A 15,841-nucleotide genomic window follows, 5' to 3' on the forward strand; every position below is an offset into this window, starting at 1 on the left:
GTCCGAACACATCGGAAGGCTGCATGCGGAGGCCGCGCGCTCCGCATGGCCTGAGCTCCCGGCTGCGATCGAGCACTCCATAAACGTTTCATTCGCCGTCCCCAAAGGCTTCTCCCATGGGGCCCAACGCGTGCCAGACGCGATGCTCCCTTTCTTGAACCGCCATGGCCTCTTGCCGGATGCGGAAAAGCCGGAATGGAACTACGAGATTAAAGGCCACGGCTACACCGCCGAGAGGCCGGAAGGGCGCAACGACTTTTGGCCGGTTGATCGGGGTCCGATGAGTGAAGCTGCAGCGGCAGCAGCAGTACCGCCAAGGGCTCCAGGGCCCGCCTCGCCAGCGACCGCCAGGCTGTCAGCCACCTATCACGGTGTTCCGTTGGTCGATCTGACCACCTCCTCCGATGCTCGGATGGGAGCGCTTCCGTCAGGTTCGTCCAACCTCCCCCGGGGGGCGGTGCTCGGCCCCGACCTGCTGGATGACGCCCATATCAGCAGGGATTACCAGTTGCTGGAGCAGAACCTGCAGGCGGCCCACCCAGTGCTCGCCGCCCGAACGCGGCTGGTGGATCCCTTGGTCTCACAGCAGCTGCGCCGTCACGACCGGGACCCGCAACTTACCTTGCTGTCCATCTATCATCACAGCGACGTCGCAGCCGACTTCGTGTTCCTGCCAGTGAACAGCGGCAATCCTTTGGCTACAGTGGAGAATGCGGGACCCCCTGAGCATTGGTCGCTGCTGCTCGTTGATCGCCGAGACCCGGAAAGAGTGGTCGCCTATCACTACGACTCCATCCGTCAGCGCGATGGACGGGGGTACAATGACGCACCTGCACGAGAGCTCGCAGCAAGACTGGACGCGACCACCGTGGTGACACCCGGCATGGCCCGGCAGGACAACGGTGTTGATTGCGGCGTCTTCGTGGTGGACGGCACGCGCGCGCTGGTTCAGAGATTGGCGAACCAAGAGTGGCCGGAACGGCAGCGGCCGCTGCACCTCGACAACCTCGTCGCCGATCGGCAGGCGCTACAAAACCGACTGAGGCAGGGCCGCTTGCCGCACGAGCTTGCCGCAGTCCCCGCGGAGGCTCTTGGAGTAGCCGGGTCGCAGGTGCAACACGCCGTGTCGCGAGAGCAGCAAGCCCGACAAGTCGCGTCAGCGCCATTCGACCAGCACTTGAGCAAGCCGCGCGAGGCTCAGAACGAGCTGACGAGTACACTTGACAGGAGCAACCGCGTGAACAGCGGGGGCGTCACCATAAACACTGAACATTACACAGCGCTGTTGAGACCGGCGAAGAGGCAGAGGACCGATAATCCGCAAAGCGTCATCGGGCAGCTGAGTGAAGCAACCGCAACGTCCATCAGCCAAGCCCCCGATCAAGCCCGAGCGGATCTGATGGCTTCCTCCAGGAGCAGAGAGCGCTCCGACGCGGGACGTTGAGCTCCATGGGTGGGTCAAGCAGAACAGCTCTTTGACGACAGAGGCTCTGATGCAATCTCGGGACCGTAGCTCTTGCCGACTTTTTTAGCTGGCACTGTGGGAAGGCGATGTAGGCTTGGAACCAGCCGACGGCGGTCAGGAACTTGCGCATGTTCGCAAGACCGGCCTGCTTCGAGACTTCGAGACCTTCCGCGTGGAACTGCAGGTCAGCGAGTTCGTCACGGGCAAGATAGACGTTACGATGCCAGAAGACGCCTCCTGCGCAAGGTTTCAAGCAGATCTTGTCCGTCCTGCTAGTCGTGGTTTTCGGGCTCTTGCACGAACTGGCGAAGGACCGTGATGCGAATGCTGATGAGGAATCAGTAGAGACAATGGTCGCTTGCCGGTGCAATCATTCCGCGAGCGAGCGGACTTCCTTCCCACCCTCGGTGATGAAGGTAATATCCTGATTGGTCTGGACGCCTGCTTGTTGAGGTCGTCGAGAACGCGCCGTTGCAGCTCGCGATCACCGCCGTGGATGAAACCGACGTAGCGCGGAGCGCCGTCTTCAGGCCGCGAGCGGCCTGCAATCAGCTCGATTTTTCTTCCGGTCATCACGGTGGCGGATGTACTCGGGAAGTCCAGAATAGCTCCCGGTCAAGCGGCCGAGGTGCCTCCGTAGCTGACATCTACGTCAGCGTTGAAGAAGTACCCTGCACCACGTGATGTTTTGACCAGGCGAGGATTGGCCGCGTCAACCTCCAGCTTTCGGCGCAGACGCATGATCATGACATCCACACTTCGATCATACACCTCTTCTCCACGCACACGGCTCGCCAGCAAAAGCCGTTCTCTGGATAACACGTTGCGTGGGTTCTCCAGGAACGCCATCAAGAGATTGAACTCACATGCAGTAAGCTTGACCTCGCCACGCACCTCACAGATCAGACGTCGCTGCTTAACGCTGAGCTTCCAGGCCCCAAAGCGAAATGAGCGCTGATCTCTGGTTCGCGGAATGCGCTCGCGCAACGCTACCCGAATGCGGGCCAAGAATTCGCGCATCCCGAAAGGCTTGGCAATGAAATCGGTTGCGCCGAGCTCCAGTGCAACCACTTTTTCCGCCTCATCAAGCCGGTCGCCGCTGATCACTATGATCGGAACGTCCGACTTTGTCGCCAGATTGCGGACGATCGCAAGTCCATCCTCTCGGCCTAGGTTAAGGTCAACAATCACGAGATCGACTGGCTCATGTGCAAGAACATAGTCAAACTGCTTGCTATCGGCGACCACGGTTACTTTCAAGGCATGCATCGTGAGGTACTCGGCGATGAGGCGCCGCATTGCGGCATCATCATCGATGACAAAAACATGTTTCAACGGGTCACCTTCAATCTCGAATCGCCTTGTCTAAGCTGTTGCCGAGCAATTCTAGGGCACCGATATAGAACAGCTGCCCTTGGTTCCACCCGAGCTGCAGGCGGCCAGTAACGAGGGCCTTGGTCGTCCAGAATCGGTAGAAAGCTGGCCTTTGTCGATCGCGAATTGGCGGCATGCATCTAGCCGTGAGGCCAGACAGGTTCAAGCGCTAACATGGCTTGCCGTAAGGTTTCCGGATCGTGATTCCCCGTTTTGTCAGTTTGATGCGGGCCTGCTCACACTATTCGGGTTCGACGGCATGGATGCCGAATCGCCTCCAATGTGGTTGCATGATCGTCACGTTATCTGGCACTTGCGGCCGGAATCATTTCGACATCGGCCGACTCGTGTGAGTCCGACGTGGTTGAGCAGCGCCGAGTTTGAGTCCCTGAAAGGTTTGGCAGAGAACGGTTACCGTCCGACCTAACATTTCTCAGCTTCGCGAGACCTCCACATTGTCACGTCACGGGCAGCACCTCGAACTCGGCAGCGCCAAAATCGAATCTCTTGATTGTGCCCGGCGATAGCCCGTCGGATTCGGTCAAGGCGTGCGGTTTTCTGCTGATGGGACCGTGTATGATCAACTCATCCAGTGCGCGGCCGAACAGCTGAACCGGGTTCGCCAGCATCACTCTCTGACCTTGGGCATGGGCGGCTTTATGTCCACCTCGGCTGCGATTTTTCCGCCCCGGCGAAACAGGTTCGAGGCTCCTTCCAGAAGCTGCTTTCTCCAATTCGTGGCCTAGTTCCGCATCCACATCTACTGCTGCCAGCTCGGCTAGCGTCTTTTCTCCCGGCAAAAATGTCTTTTGTTTCAATTGATACCAAAAAGCTTAACTTGAACATCACACAGTAACAAACCTCCCCGATAAGCGCGTGCCGGAAGGGCCAGAACCCGTCCGGCGGCTTGGAAAGGTAGGTGATAGGGAATGTTTATTGCAGTTTGGCCGCTGGCTATTGCCCTGTTGACGTCCATGTCACTTCCAGCCGCGCCCACCCCACTTTCGCCCCGTGAGTTCCACCGCCTCTCGCGCGAATGCGCTCCCTGGGTTGCGCCGTCCACCCTTGCCGCGATTGCCAAGATTGAAAGTGGCTTTGAAACGCTGGTGGCTCATGACAACACCACAGGCGAGCAGCTTCGCTGGATAAATCACCTGGAAGCCACGCGGGGCATCAAGGACCGCCTCGAAGCACAACATTCTGTCGATGTCGGATTGATGCAGATAAACAGCAAGAACTTTCCCATGCTCAGTCTCACGCCGGAAAAGGCTTTCGAGCCCTGCGCCTCCCTATCGGCTGCCGGCCACTTGCTTGAAAGCCGGTATGCCGGCGGCACGACTGCTCCAGCGCAGCAACTGGCGCTTCGCCGTGCCATCTCGGCCTATAACACCGGCGACGTCACGCGTGGCTTCGCCAACGGTTATGTACGCAAGGTAGAGTCGGCCGCAAAGGACATCTCAAGTCACTTTGAGCGAATGCTGGAGCCGACCGCCCGAGAAGTGCCACATCTTGAGGCACCAGGTCGGAAAACCGTGCCGCCTCTGCTCCAACAGAGCCAACAGGCCAATACAAAGCAGCCCAACCAAAAGTCTTGGGACATCTGGGGCTCATATCAGCCAAACCGCTCCGGGGCCGATCCCTCCGATCAGGCTGCGCAAGGTCTGGAACCCTCTAACCCGAACAAGCTCGTATTCGATTGATCATGGAGTTACAATGATGAAGCCTCTCGCAATCCTTCGTGCGCTTAAAACGCGTGTTCCTTCGCCTTTTTCCATGCTGCGCATTACGGCTGAATATGTACCGGCCGCTGCTGCAGGCGTGGCGTGGACGGTCTTCTCCAGCGGGCCAGCCGCGGCCCAGGTGACCGGAGGGACGGATCCTGCCAAGATGATCCAGAATATCTGCACCTTCATACTTGGCCCCTTCGGACAATCACTGGCCGTGCTCGGGCTGGTGGCCATCGGTATCTCCTGGATGTTCGGTCGTGCTTCACTTGGCCTGGTCGCGGGTGTCGTTGGAGGGATCGTCATCATGTTTGGCGCCAGTTTCCTGGGCAAGGCGCTCATAGGCGGTGGCTGATGAGCGACCGGTTGGAAGTGAGCACCCTCTATGTGGCGGCGACACGCCCCGCACTGTTTCTGGGGGTGCCGCTCACGCTGGCCGGATTGCTGATGATGTTGGCGGGGCTCGTCATCATTATTCTTAAGAACCCACTTTATGAAGTCGTGCTCGTGCCACTCTGGTTCGGAGCACGGCTGATTGTTGAGCGCGACTATAACGCCGCAAGCGTCGCGTTCCTCTATTTGCAGACGGCCGGCAGAAGCGTGGACGGGCAGGTCTGGGGCGGCGCGAGCGTAAGCGCCAATCCGATCAGAGTGCCGAAACGCGGAAGAGGAATGGTGTAATGTTTGGCGCCAGTGGCCGGACCGAGAGATCTGGCGAGATCTATCTTCCATATGTCGGTCATCTAAGCGACCAGGTTGTCCTTCTGGAAGACGGATCGGTCATGGCCATGGCACACGTGAACGGGCTGCCGTTTGATTTGGAAGACGCTGAGATGCGCAACTCGCGCTGCCGCGCGTTCAACACTCTCTTGCGCAACATCGCCGATGACAATGTCACGCTATATGCTCATCTTGTGCGAAACAAGGATGTGCCGGAGCCGGCATCGCGCCAGTTTCAAAGTGCATTCGCTGGCAGTCTGAGCGAGGCCTACGAGAGCCGTGTGCTGTCGGGCAAGCTCTTTCGCAACGATCATTTCCTCACTGTGGTCGTGTTCCCCCGCACAGCAATCGGCAAGATCGGCTGGCGCATTGCCAAATCCCCCAAGCGGAATGACAACGATCTGGCCACACAAATGCGAAGCCTGGAGGACCTCTGGCAGATCATTGCTGGGTCACTTGGCGGTTACGGTCTGCGCCGGTTGGGTATTCGCGAAAAAGGCGACGTGCTCTTCACTGAAATCGGTGAGGCGCTTCGGCTGATAATGACGTGCCGGTTTCTTCCGGTTCCGATGGTTACCGGCTCACTCGGCGCCTCGATCTACACTGACCAGGTCATCTGCGGGAAGCGGGCGCTTGAGATTCGAAGACCCGACGGTAGCTCGGTAGGTTCATTGTTTTCGTTCCGTGAATATCCGGCGACGACGCGGCCAGGCATGCTAAATCCCTTGCTGTCCGCCAACTTCCCGCTTGTCCTCAGCCAGAGCTTTTCCTTTCTCACTCGACCGCAAGCTCATGCGAAGCTTAGCCTTAAGTCCAGCCAGATGACGAGCGCCGGCGACAAGGCTCTCACCCAGATCAGTGAACTTGCCGAGGCAGAGGACGCATTGGCAAGTAACGAGTTCGTCATGGGTTCACATCATTTGAGTCTATGTGTCTATGCCGACAGCCTCAATAGCCTTGCAGATCGAGCAGCAAATGCGCGCGCAAGGCTGGCCGACGCAGGCGCGGTTATCGTGCAAGAGGGTATCGGCATGGAAGCCGCGTACTGGTCCCAACTTCCGGGGAACAACAAGTGGCGCACGCGCCCCGGGGCGATCACCTCGCACAATTTTGCCGGGCTTGTCTCTTTTGAGAACTTCCCAAGTGGTTCCACTTCTGGCCACTGGGGCAAAGCTGTTGCGCGCTTTCGCACCAATGGTGGAACTTCTTTCGACTACATCCCCCATGAGAATGACGTCGGCATGACGGCGATATTCGGGCCCGTCGGCAAAGGCAAGACAACGCTGATGACCTTTATCCTCGCGATGCTTGAGCAAAGCGTGGTCGATCGCGATGGTGCCATCGTCTTTTTCGATAAGGACCGGGGTGGTGAACTGCTGGTGCGAGCCACCGGAGGGACATATCTAGCGTTGCGCAGAGGCACTCCGAGCGGCATGGCCCCTCTGCGTGGACTGGACAACAGCTCCGCCTCGTTGGACTTTCTGCGCGAATGGTTGGTCGCTCTAATCGAGAGTGACGGCCGTGGCCCGATCTCGCCGGAGGAAAGCCGTCGACTGGAACGTGGCATTGTTCGTCAACTTTCGTTCGAACCCGTCATGCGCTCAATTGCGGGCCTGCGCGAATTCCTGCTGCACGGCCCCTCCGAGGGCGCTGGAGCGCGGCTGCAGCGGTGGTGCAGAGGGAACGCGCTTGGATGGGCCTTTGACGGCGATGTCGACGAAGTAAGGCTGGACGCCTCGATTACGGGCTTCGACATGACACAGCTCCTGGAATTTGAGGAGGTCTGTGCGCCGGCCGCAGCGTATCTTCTGCACCGCGTGGGCGCTGTTGTCGATGGCCGCCGGTTCGTCATGAGCTGCGACGAATTTCGCTTCTATCTGCTCAACCCCCAATTCTCGGCTGTTATCGACAAGTTCTTGCTCACTGTCCGCAAGAACAACGGGATGTTGATACTAGCAACGCAGCAGCCTGAACACGTGCTTGAATCGCCCCTCGGAGCCAGTCTCGTTGCACAATGCATGACGAAGATTTTCTACCCATCACCGACGGCGGATCGGGCTGCGTATGTCGATGGCTTGAAGTGCACCACGCAGGAGTTTGAGGCAATCCGCCAGGGAATGGCAATTGGCAGCCGCAAGTTTTTGCTCAAGCGCGACAGCGGGAGTGTCGTTTGCGAATTCGATCTTGGCCAGATGCGCGAATATGTAGCTGTGCTCTCGGGGCGGGCCAACACCGTGCGCTTTGCCGACCAGCTTCGTGACCAGCACGGGGATGCCCCAAGTGCGTGGCTCGACAAGTTCATGGCTCGTTACCACGAAGTTCAAGACTGACGGAGGAATATTCATGAGATTTGCCAAGCTTGCAGCAACGACGCTTGCTGCTTCCTTTCTGCTGAGCACACAGGCCCGGTCGCAATTTATAGTCAGCGACCCGGCAACGGAAATACAATCGGCCTTAACAGCGGGTTCGACCGCGGCGATCCTTATAAAGTCAGCCGAGACGCTCGCTACCACGATCGAAATGGTGGAGATGCTGAAGTCGTCATTTGCTGTCACGGGACTGCTGGGCGCACTGAACCAAGGAAATCACTACCCGTCGAGCAACAAACTGGAGGGGCAGATGTTTGATGCTCGGGCGCCAGGTTCTACCATGGCGCGTAACATTGCGCAGGACCCAACCAGGATAGTCACCGGCACCGATGCAGAAGGGAAACTGTTAAAGGGGCAAATCACTGGCGCCGCCAATGCCGCAGCTCTTGCAGCCGACACTCTGGAAGTGATGGACAAGCGCCTTAAGAACAACGCCGACACGCTTGGTCAGCTTTCCCGCTCCCGGAATATTGTGCAGGCCACAGTGACCAACGGTCTGGTCCTCAAGCAGATTCACGATGCGGTCATCCAAAATGTCCAGGCCACGAGTCTGCTGACGATGGCCACTGCACAAGGGAGCCTTCACGCCGTCGAGGAGGCCGCAACGCAGCGTCGCGAACGCCAGGACACCGCCAAGATTTTCAGCAGCCTCCCGTGAACGACGCAGAGTTCATCCGGCTCAGTTGCGCTGATCAGGGACAAACCAGGCTCAGGCCATGAATTTCAAGATTCCCGCGCCATTCACGGCCATACACACGATCTTTCATCTGGCCTTTACGTCAGGGCTGCACAACGTGCTTAAAAAAATCCAAGAGGCGATCAGCGCGCCTCTGGTTGCGTGTGTGACGCTTTGGATAATAATCCAAGGCTGTCTGGTCATGCGTGGTCAAGTCGATGCGCGTGGAGGTATCTCGCGCGTAATCATGGTGTCGATTGTCGTCGGCCTTATCTTGGGACAGGCCAACTACCAGATATACATTGAAACGGTCTTCGACGACACGATTCCGAGATTTGCTCACGACATCAGTGGCAGCGACTTGCCCTTCATCGATATTCCCCGGAAGCTCGACTGGATGTTTGCTTCAACTCAGTATGCCTTTCAGATGATTGCTTCCGAAATTGGGCCAATGAACAGCCAGGACATAATTGCTTTTGAGGGGGCGCAATGGATTTTCTACGGCTCGCTGTGGACAGCATTCGAAATCTATGATGCCGTTGGAATTTTGACGAAGGTGCTCTTGACGATCGGCCCCCTGGTTCTTGTCGGGTACCTTTTTGATCACACTCGAGACATGGCCACCAGATGGATCGGCCAACTGCTCTCGTACGGGCTGCTGCTTCTCCTTCTCAACATCGTTGCGACTATAGTTATCGCGGCCGAAGCAGCCTCGCTGGTAGCCATGCTTTTGATCATCAAATTGTCGAGCACGACAGCAGCCAAGATCATCGGACTTTACGAACTCGACATGCTTTTCCTGGCTGGCGACGCTCTGATCGTCGCACTTCCGACGATCGCCAGCAGCATCGCCGGCGGCTCTTGGGCAGGGGCGAACCGACCCTTAAACAACCTCAATCGCTACTTTGCCAAAACGGCGGGTCGTTAATCAATCAACAAGCGGTGCCAAAAACATGAAACGCTATCTACTTTTGTCAATCCTCGCTTTGGCGGCCTGCAAGACAACCGATCGGCTTGCGACCTGCACGGGTACGCCATTCCAACTCAACGCGGGACAATGGGAAACCACCCCTGAGGATCTTCAGGTCGAGTGTGCGGAAGAGCCCAAGTGAAATTTCCTGAACATGCCCTTCTGGTGGAGAGAGAAACGCTAGCCGCTCACTACAAGAAGGTGGAAGCGTTTCAAACTACACGAGCGAAGTCTGCGCGGCGCCTGTCAAAGGCCCTTATAGCCTTTGCGGCGGTGGCGGTCCTAGGAAACGTTGCCCAAGCATTCACCATCGCTGCCATGGTCCCGTTGGCCAAGCTCGTACCTGTGTTCCTCTGGGTACGGCCGGACGGGACCGTTGACAGCGAAGTGTCAATTTCTCAGCTGCCCGCAACCCAAGACCGAGCCGTCATAAATGCTTCGCTTTGGGAATATGTACGCCTGCGCGAGGGCTACACGGCAGATACGGCCCAATATGCCTATGACCTCGTATCCAGTTTCAGCGCACCGGCCGTGCAACAGCAATATCAAGAGTTCTTCAACTATCCGAATCCCACTTCGCCGCAAGTCACGGTCGGCAAACGCGGCAGGCTCGAGGTCGGGCATATTTCCTCAAACGACATCAGTCCCGACGTTCAGCAGATCCGATACAAACGTATGCTTGTTGTCGATGGGCAGCCGCCGATAGTGACCACCTGGACAGCTACCATCCGCTACGAGCGCCTGACGGGTCTGCCGGCGCAATCGAGGCTCACCAATCCGGGAGGTCTACTCGTCACGTCCTATCAAGCCTCGGAAGATACCGTATCCAACCTGGGCAATGTGCAGCCATGACAAAAAGAGCGTTTCTCGCGCTGGCTTGTTCACTCTTCCTGACAATGGAGGCGTTTGCGGAAGACACACCACTTGCCGGCAAGCATGATGCCCGGATGCGCTACCTTGCTTACCGCCCCGACGAAGTGGTGCACCTATCGACCGCAGTGGGGGCAACGCTGGTTGTCACATTCGCGGCCAATGAGACCGTCGCAGCCGTGGCCGTGTCCAATAGCAAAGACCTGGCTGCGCTCCCACGTGCCAACTACCTCTTCTTTAAGGCCAGCCGGATGCTCGCGCCGCAGCCGGTGATCGTGCTGGCCGAGAGTGAGTCGGGTACACGGAGATACGTGTTCAGTATTTCAACCAGAGCGATGCCAAAACTCGACGAGAAGCAACCTGACCTATACTACAGTGTGCAGTTCACCTATCCTGAGGACGAGGCTGCTGCTCGGAGGAAGGAAGCAGAAAGGCGCTCGGTACTTGCTCAGGCCCGCGCGAAAGTGCTGCAACAACAGAGAGTTCAGGATTTGTTGAATCGACCTGCGGCAACGGCCAGTCCGGAGGAAAAAAATTTTCACTACGTCGCAAAGGGCGATCGATCGCTGGCGCCGCTGGAAGTTTTCGACAATGGCTTTACGACCGTATTTGGCTTCGCAAGCAATTCCCGCATCCCCTCCCTCTACGTTATCAATCCTGACGGCAAGGAAGCCGCTGCCAATTACACGGTCAAAGGGGACTATGTTGAAGTATCCGCAGTCGCCCGGGAATGGCGTCTGAGAGACGGCAACACGGTCTTGTCCATTTTCAACAGGGCTTATGATCGTTTGGGACGAGCGCCAGGGACCGGTACAGTGACGCCCGATGTGTGGCGCGTTTTGAAAGGCTCGGACCGATGAATGAAACCGGCCCACAGGCGGGACATGATGTCCATGCATCCGGATCGATGGTCTCGGAGCCGACCCGCCGGCATGTTTCGGGATCGCAGAAGTTGGCCGTCGCTGCTCTTGTCCTCATCTCATCTCTATCGCTCATCTGGCTCGGAGGTCGTTCCAGCACACAAGACGTGCCATCTCAGCCAAAACCGCCAATCGTCGCCAACCCCGAGCCATTCCGCCCCGCGCCAATTGAGATTGCTCCCGAACCTCCAGCACCCGCACAGGTGGCGCAGGCGGCGGATCCTGTGCCATCCCCGCCGCCCCCAACGGCGCCAGCTGATGCGCCGCCGGAGGAAACACCAATTTTCGCCTACACCAGCAGCAGTCAAATGCCCAATGACGGTCAGCGGAGCGAAGACAACCATAAGGATGCTCCCACGAAGCAGGATGAGATTTCAATCGATGGCGAGCTGTCAGGCCGATTGAAGCCCGATGTACAGGAGCCGAGCCGGGCCACACTTTTGCCGCACCCTGATCTCGTGATCACTCAAGGAACGATCATTCCCTGCATTTTGCAGACGGCGGTCGATACAAATTTGCCCGGCTATGTGAAGTGCGTCTTACCTAAGGACGTCCGCGGCACAACCAACAATGTCGTGCTATTGGACCGCGGGACGATCGTGATTGGCGAAATCCAGCGCGGTCTCCAGCAGGGGGATGCGCGTGTCTTCGTCCTGTGGACGCGCATCGAAACACCTGACCATGCCCTCGTTTCGATAGCATCCCCCGGCGCGGATGAGCTCGGCCGCTCCGGAATGCCTGGCACGGTGGACAGTCACTTCCGGGAACGCTTTGGCGGCGCGATTCTCATGAGCGTCATCCAAGGCACGTTTCAAGCGGCCGGTCAATACGCGGCCAGCTCTGGCGGAGGAAGCGGGATCAACAGCTTCCAGAGCAATGGTGGACAAGCAGTCGAGGCGACACTGAGAGCGACGGTCAACATTCCGCCAACCCTGAAGAAAAACCAGGGAGATGCTGTATCCATCTTTGTGGCTCGCGACCTCGATTTTTCAGATGTATACGACCTTAGAGCGACTGCCGCGGCGCCAAGCCGCCACCATCGCGAACGCAGGGGAGACAACAATGCCATCGGAGGCTGACCCTCAGCTGCGGTTGCTTCTCGAGCCCGTTCTAAAATGGCTTGAGGAGGCAAGAACCGAAGAGGTCGCTATCAACCGGCCTGGGGAAGCCTTTGTCCGGCAGGCCGGCGTTTTCACGAAACATCCGCTACCGCTATCTTATGACGATCTGGAGGACATCGCGATACTCGCTGGAGCGTTGCGCAAGCAAGATGTCGGACCGCAAAGCCCCCTGTGTGCGACTGAGTTGCCGAACGGAGAGCGGCTGCAGATCTGTTTGCCACCCGCTGTACCCTCAGGAACAATAAGCCTGACGATACGGCGTCCCTCAAGTCGTGTGACCGAACTCAAGGAAGTTTCTTCTCGCTACGAATACTCACGTTGGAATCAATGGCGGACCAGGAAAGAGCGTCAGGAGCGGCAGGACGAAACGATTCTTCACCACTACGACCACGGTGACCTGGAGCAATTTCTGCGGGCCTGCGTTTGCGGGCGGCTCACGATGCTGCTTTGCGGACCTACGGGAAGCGGGAAAACGACAATGAGCAAGACTTTGATCGACGCTATACCCCCGCAAGAGAGGTTGATCAGCATCGAGGATACGCTCGAACTTGCAATCCCGCACGAGAACCATGTCCGGTTACTCTATCCGAAGGATCGAGCAGGCGTTGGTGCGGTGACAGCCGAGCAACTGTTGCAAGCCAGCTTGCGCATGCGCCCTGATCGAATATTGCTTGGCGAGATGCGCGATGATGCGGCTTGGGCCTACCTTAGCGAAGTCGTCTCCGGCCATGCGGGATCGATATCAACGATTCATGGGGCGGATCCGGTCCAAGGTTTTAAAAAGCTGTTTTCACTCGTCAAGAGCAGCGCGCAAGGAGCCGCTGTGGAAGACCGCACGCTTCTTGACATGCTGTCGGCTGCCATTGACGTCATTGTACCGTTCCGTACCCAAGGCGACGTGTATGAAGTGGGAGAGGTATGGCTCGCCGCCGATGCCCGGCGACGGGGAGAGACAGTAGCCGACCTTCTCAACAAGCACTGAGGCTGGAATAACCTCGGGATCTTAAGTCGGTGACGAGACGCGTCTTTTGTTCTGCGTCGATATCTCTTTTGACGGGGCTCGTGAGATGGCTTTGGGTAGCCTGAGCGAGTCGGCGGCATCATGCCATCATCATGGTACGAACCGCGTGCTCCATTGTCCGGGACGAGACCGGCTTCGATAACCAAAAGACGAAGGCCTGATTATCAAATGTGACCGGCATGGGGTCGATCTCACCGACGACTATGACAGGCACCGCCATGAGGGTGGGGCATATGGGTTCGGCCTGTCCTCGCTCGAGGAAAGGCGCTTTACCCAAAATCAGCAGGTCGGTTGCCTTCCCACTCTCGATCCAGCCGCAAAGGCTTTCGAAGGTCGCGAAGCCGACCGGCTCATAACCCAGCGCGACGATCTTCTTCGTGTAGGTCTCCAACTCTGCTGGGTCGGGCTCCACGACTGCAATGATTTCTCCGCTGCCAAGTGACCCGTCGTATGGGCCGACAGCGATGTCAGCGCTGACTGGTTCCTCCTCGGAGGCCGGTAAGTAGATATCGAAGCGGGTACCTCGGCCAACAGCCGAGGTGACGTCAAGGCATCCTGCGAGCGCGCTCACGTGCCTGTCAACCGCAGCAAGCCCCAGCCCGGTCCCGCCGACGCGAGAGCGGGTGGTAAAAAAGGGCTCAAAAACATGCGGAAGTATCGACGTTGCAATTCCTGGACCATCGTCGCTGATGGAGAGGAGAACGTAATCTCCACGTCTCAAGGTGCCCTGAGCCAGCGGCTTTGTTTGGCACACCCGGGCGCGAGAAACGCTTATCTCGACACGGCCCTCGTTCAAGACAGCCTCCGACGCGTTCTTGCACAGATTCATAAGGATCTGCTGTATCTCGGTTGGGCTGCCCTCGACCACCGTTTGCCCCTTGTCGATCTTAAAGTTCAACTGAACACCCGCACGAACCGTAACCCGCAGCAATGGCGCAAGACCGATAACAATCTCGGAGACGCTGATAGGCGCTGCCACGCGCTTTTGATTTCGGCTGAGTGACAAGATCTGGTCAACGATCAGCTTGGCGCGATGTCCAGCTAAGATGATTTGGTCGATGTGGTTCCGAAGTCTAGACGGACGACGTACAAGACCTTGGGCAACCTCTGAATATCCGATTATTGCGCCTAAAATATTGTTGAACTCATGTGTGGCACCGCTTGCGATCGTGCCGACGGTCCTTAGCCTTTCCAAATGCTCCCATCGACTCACCAGAAGGTCGCGTTCGGCATTTACACGTTGCATCTCAAGATGGTGGCTCAAACGCACAATAGCACTGCCAAGAACCCGGAGGTCGTCAGCTGAGGGGAGTGAGCAAGCTCGTTCAAAAACAAGGATACAAACCGCAGCCTGCTGAGCGGAGGCCCTGCAAGCAACAATTTGACAAACACCGGAGGTGCCTATGGCGGTCTGAACCACTTCGGCCGCAGGAACTACGCGAAACAGTGGCCGTCCGGCGCAGACAAGTGAAACGACTTCATCAATAAGGGCGAGGTTCCAGACGGGTATGCACGCGTTTGCCACAAAGCACTCAGTATGCCTGCTGAGGCTCGGATCCACCAGAGCAAGCGCGCATTGATCCGCACCGAAAACGCGTTGAACGAGTCTAAGCGCTGCTTCGGTGGAAAAGCGCGCCGCGTCGTCCTTTGCTCTACTGTCGTTGAAGCGAGCTTCGATCTCGCTCATCGCCTCTTCAAGCTCCAACCGCCTTTTCAGTCGGTTCGTCCGCAGACGCTGTCTGGAGGATCGAATGATCATAAACAAGCAGATGCTTATGGACAGCAAGCCAAAGAAAAGTCGCGCACGCTGCGCTTGCGCGCGGGCGAGGCTGTAGCCTTTCAGATGCTCTCGCTCCAGTTCGGCAGCCTTGGAGGACGTGTCGAGCAATGCGATCTGATTGGCAGCTTGGTCCAACCTCCATAAGGAAGACACCGCAGCGCCGGCCTTGCCCACAACATCCGCGGCAGCCCGGGCCTGCCTGGCAAATCGCTCGAGAGGGTGATCCATGTGTGATGCGAGGTTGAGCCACAGCACTAGCTTGGAAGGTTCAAGCCTGCCGGACGGTGCCTCTCCAGGGAGAAAAATCGAGCGAGCAAGGTCTGCGACAGAGCTTTTCATGAGCTGGTTTTGCTTGACCCAGGCTGAGATAGCAGCGTCAGTGTTTTCGATCGAGTTTTTAAGCTGCGCGAGCAGTGCGGATTCTCTGGAGCTCTCATCGGGCGAAATCTCGAGATGGTGTTGCAAGTTTTCGATGTCGCTTTGCAGCGCCTGTCCGGTAGACGCAACCGAACGGAAGTCCAATGCCATATCGGTTCGCGCGCGAGCGAGGTCCCGCTGGAGCAATGCATCGTTGATCTGAATGGTACGCAACTGGCTTAGGACCGCGTCGTTGATCTCGGGAGCCTGCCACTGCGTTCCGACCAAGAGTGCAATCGAGGCGGCTAGGGCAATTAGAATTGCTTTGTCGGAAGTGAGCCATGTTTTCCAAGGAAACGGCGTTTGATCCGTGGTGCACGCCTGGCGACGGTCCGACGTGAATTCCAGCGCCACCTGGGTTCGGTATGCGGCCAGATGCTGCTGGAACAGGAAAGCCACGCTTACCTCTCTCCT

At 57.7% G+C, this 15,841-nt stretch carries 15 protein-coding genes and 1 pseudogene; 12 read left to right on the forward strand and 4 right to left on the reverse strand.

What is annotated here, in order from left to right:
* Nucleotides 1-1,444 (forward strand): Ulp1 family isopeptidase (locus CK220_RS27340; RefSeq protein WP_245429418.1); only part of this gene is annotated, 1,444 nt, incomplete at its 5' end.
* 103 nt (nucleotides 1,445-1,547) lie between these two features.
* Here the strand turns inward: CK220_RS27340 and CK220_RS32635 are convergent.
* From CK220_RS32635 to CK220_RS31660, 3 genes and pseudogenes are all read right to left on the reverse strand, one after another.
* Nucleotides 1,548-2,054: pseudogene (locus CK220_RS32635) on the reverse strand (ISKra4 family transposase); the annotation flags it as partial.
* Between the two features lie 26 nt (nucleotides 2,055-2,080).
* A complete protein-coding gene (locus CK220_RS27345; protein WP_095814506.1) occupies nucleotides 2,081-2,800 on the reverse strand; it encodes a response regulator in 720 nt (239 codons plus the stop codon).
* Nucleotides 2,801-3,297: 497 nt separating this feature from the next.
* Nucleotides 3,298-3,657, reverse strand: coding sequence for a hypothetical protein (locus CK220_RS31660; RefSeq protein WP_141245240.1), 360 nt, complete (start codon nucleotides 3,655-3,657; stop codon nucleotides 3,298-3,300).
* Between the two features lie 111 nt (nucleotides 3,658-3,768).
* Between CK220_RS31660 and CK220_RS27350 the strand changes: the two genes are divergently transcribed.
* The 11 genes from CK220_RS27350 (at nucleotide 3,769) to virB11 (ending at nucleotide 13,191) form a co-directional block, all read left to right on the forward strand.
* Nucleotides 3,769-4,539 (forward strand): type IV secretion system lytic transglycosylase VirB1, encoded by a 771-nt coding sequence (locus tag CK220_RS27350; protein ID WP_095814507.1) that lies wholly within the window; start codon nucleotides 3,769-3,771, stop codon nucleotides 4,537-4,539.
* 73 nt (nucleotides 4,540-4,612) lie between these two features.
* Entirely contained in the window at nucleotides 4,613-4,918 is a 306-nt protein-coding gene (gene virB2 / locus CK220_RS27355; protein WP_245429421.1) for a pilin major subunit VirB2, read from the forward strand.
* On the forward strand, nucleotides 4,918-5,244 hold the full coding sequence (locus tag CK220_RS27360) for a type IV secretion system protein VirB3 (RefSeq protein WP_095814509.1): 327 nt from the start codon (nucleotides 4,918-4,920) through the stop codon (nucleotides 5,242-5,244). The genes virB2 and CK220_RS27360 overlap by 1 nt, the downstream gene beginning before the upstream one ends.
* Nucleotides 5,244-7,613, forward strand: a complete 2,370-nt coding sequence (locus CK220_RS27365; protein ID WP_095814510.1) for a VirB4 family type IV secretion/conjugal transfer ATPase — start codon at nucleotides 5,244-5,246, stop codon at nucleotides 7,611-7,613. Before CK220_RS27360 ends, CK220_RS27365 begins: the two co-directional genes overlap by 1 nt.
* Nucleotides 7,614-7,626: 13 nt before the next feature.
* Nucleotides 7,627-8,310 (forward strand): type IV secretion system protein VirB5, encoded by a 684-nt coding sequence (locus tag CK220_RS27370; protein ID WP_095814511.1) that lies wholly within the window; start codon nucleotides 7,627-7,629, stop codon nucleotides 8,308-8,310.
* Between the two features lie 58 nt (nucleotides 8,311-8,368).
* Nucleotides 8,369-9,256, forward strand: coding sequence for a type IV secretion system protein (locus CK220_RS27375; RefSeq protein WP_095814512.1), 888 nt, complete (start codon nucleotides 8,369-8,371; stop codon nucleotides 9,254-9,256).
* Between the two features lie 25 nt (nucleotides 9,257-9,281).
* Nucleotides 9,282-9,440 (forward strand): type IV secretion system lipoprotein VirB7, encoded by a 159-nt coding sequence (locus CK220_RS27380; protein WP_095814513.1) that lies wholly within the window; start codon nucleotides 9,282-9,284, stop codon nucleotides 9,438-9,440.
* On the forward strand, nucleotides 9,437-10,150 hold the full coding sequence (locus CK220_RS27385; protein ID WP_095814514.1) for a type IV secretion system protein VirB8: 714 nt from the start codon (nucleotides 9,437-9,439) through the stop codon (nucleotides 10,148-10,150). Before CK220_RS27380 ends, CK220_RS27385 begins: the two co-directional genes overlap by 4 nt.
* Nucleotides 10,147-11,028: a P-type conjugative transfer protein VirB9 gene (virB9, locus tag CK220_RS27390; RefSeq protein WP_095814515.1), complete on the forward strand. Its 882-nt coding sequence runs from the start codon at nucleotides 10,147-10,149 to the stop codon at nucleotides 11,026-11,028. The genes CK220_RS27385 and virB9 overlap by 4 nt, the downstream gene beginning before the upstream one ends.
* Nucleotides 11,025-12,167, forward strand: a complete 1,143-nt coding sequence (virB10, locus tag CK220_RS27395; RefSeq protein WP_095814516.1) for a type IV secretion system protein VirB10 — start codon at nucleotides 11,025-11,027, stop codon at nucleotides 12,165-12,167. The genes virB9 and virB10 overlap by 4 nt, the downstream gene beginning before the upstream one ends.
* A complete protein-coding gene (virB11, locus tag CK220_RS27400) occupies nucleotides 12,151-13,191 on the forward strand; it encodes a P-type DNA transfer ATPase VirB11 (protein WP_095814517.1) in 1,041 nt (346 codons plus the stop codon). The genes virB10 and virB11 overlap by 17 nt, the downstream gene beginning before the upstream one ends.
* Before the next feature lie 118 nt (nucleotides 13,192-13,309).
* Here the strand turns inward: virB11 and CK220_RS27405 are convergent, their stop codons facing one another.
* A complete protein-coding gene (locus tag CK220_RS27405; protein ID WP_095814518.1) occupies nucleotides 13,310-15,826 on the reverse strand; it encodes an ATP-binding protein in 2,517 nt (838 codons plus the stop codon).
* Nucleotides 15,827-15,841: the final 15 nt, after the last annotated feature.

Origin of the sequence: Mesorhizobium sp. WSM3860, from assembly GCF_002294995.1 — a bacterium.
Taxonomy (GTDB): domain Bacteria; phylum Pseudomonadota; class Alphaproteobacteria; order Rhizobiales; family Rhizobiaceae; genus Mesorhizobium.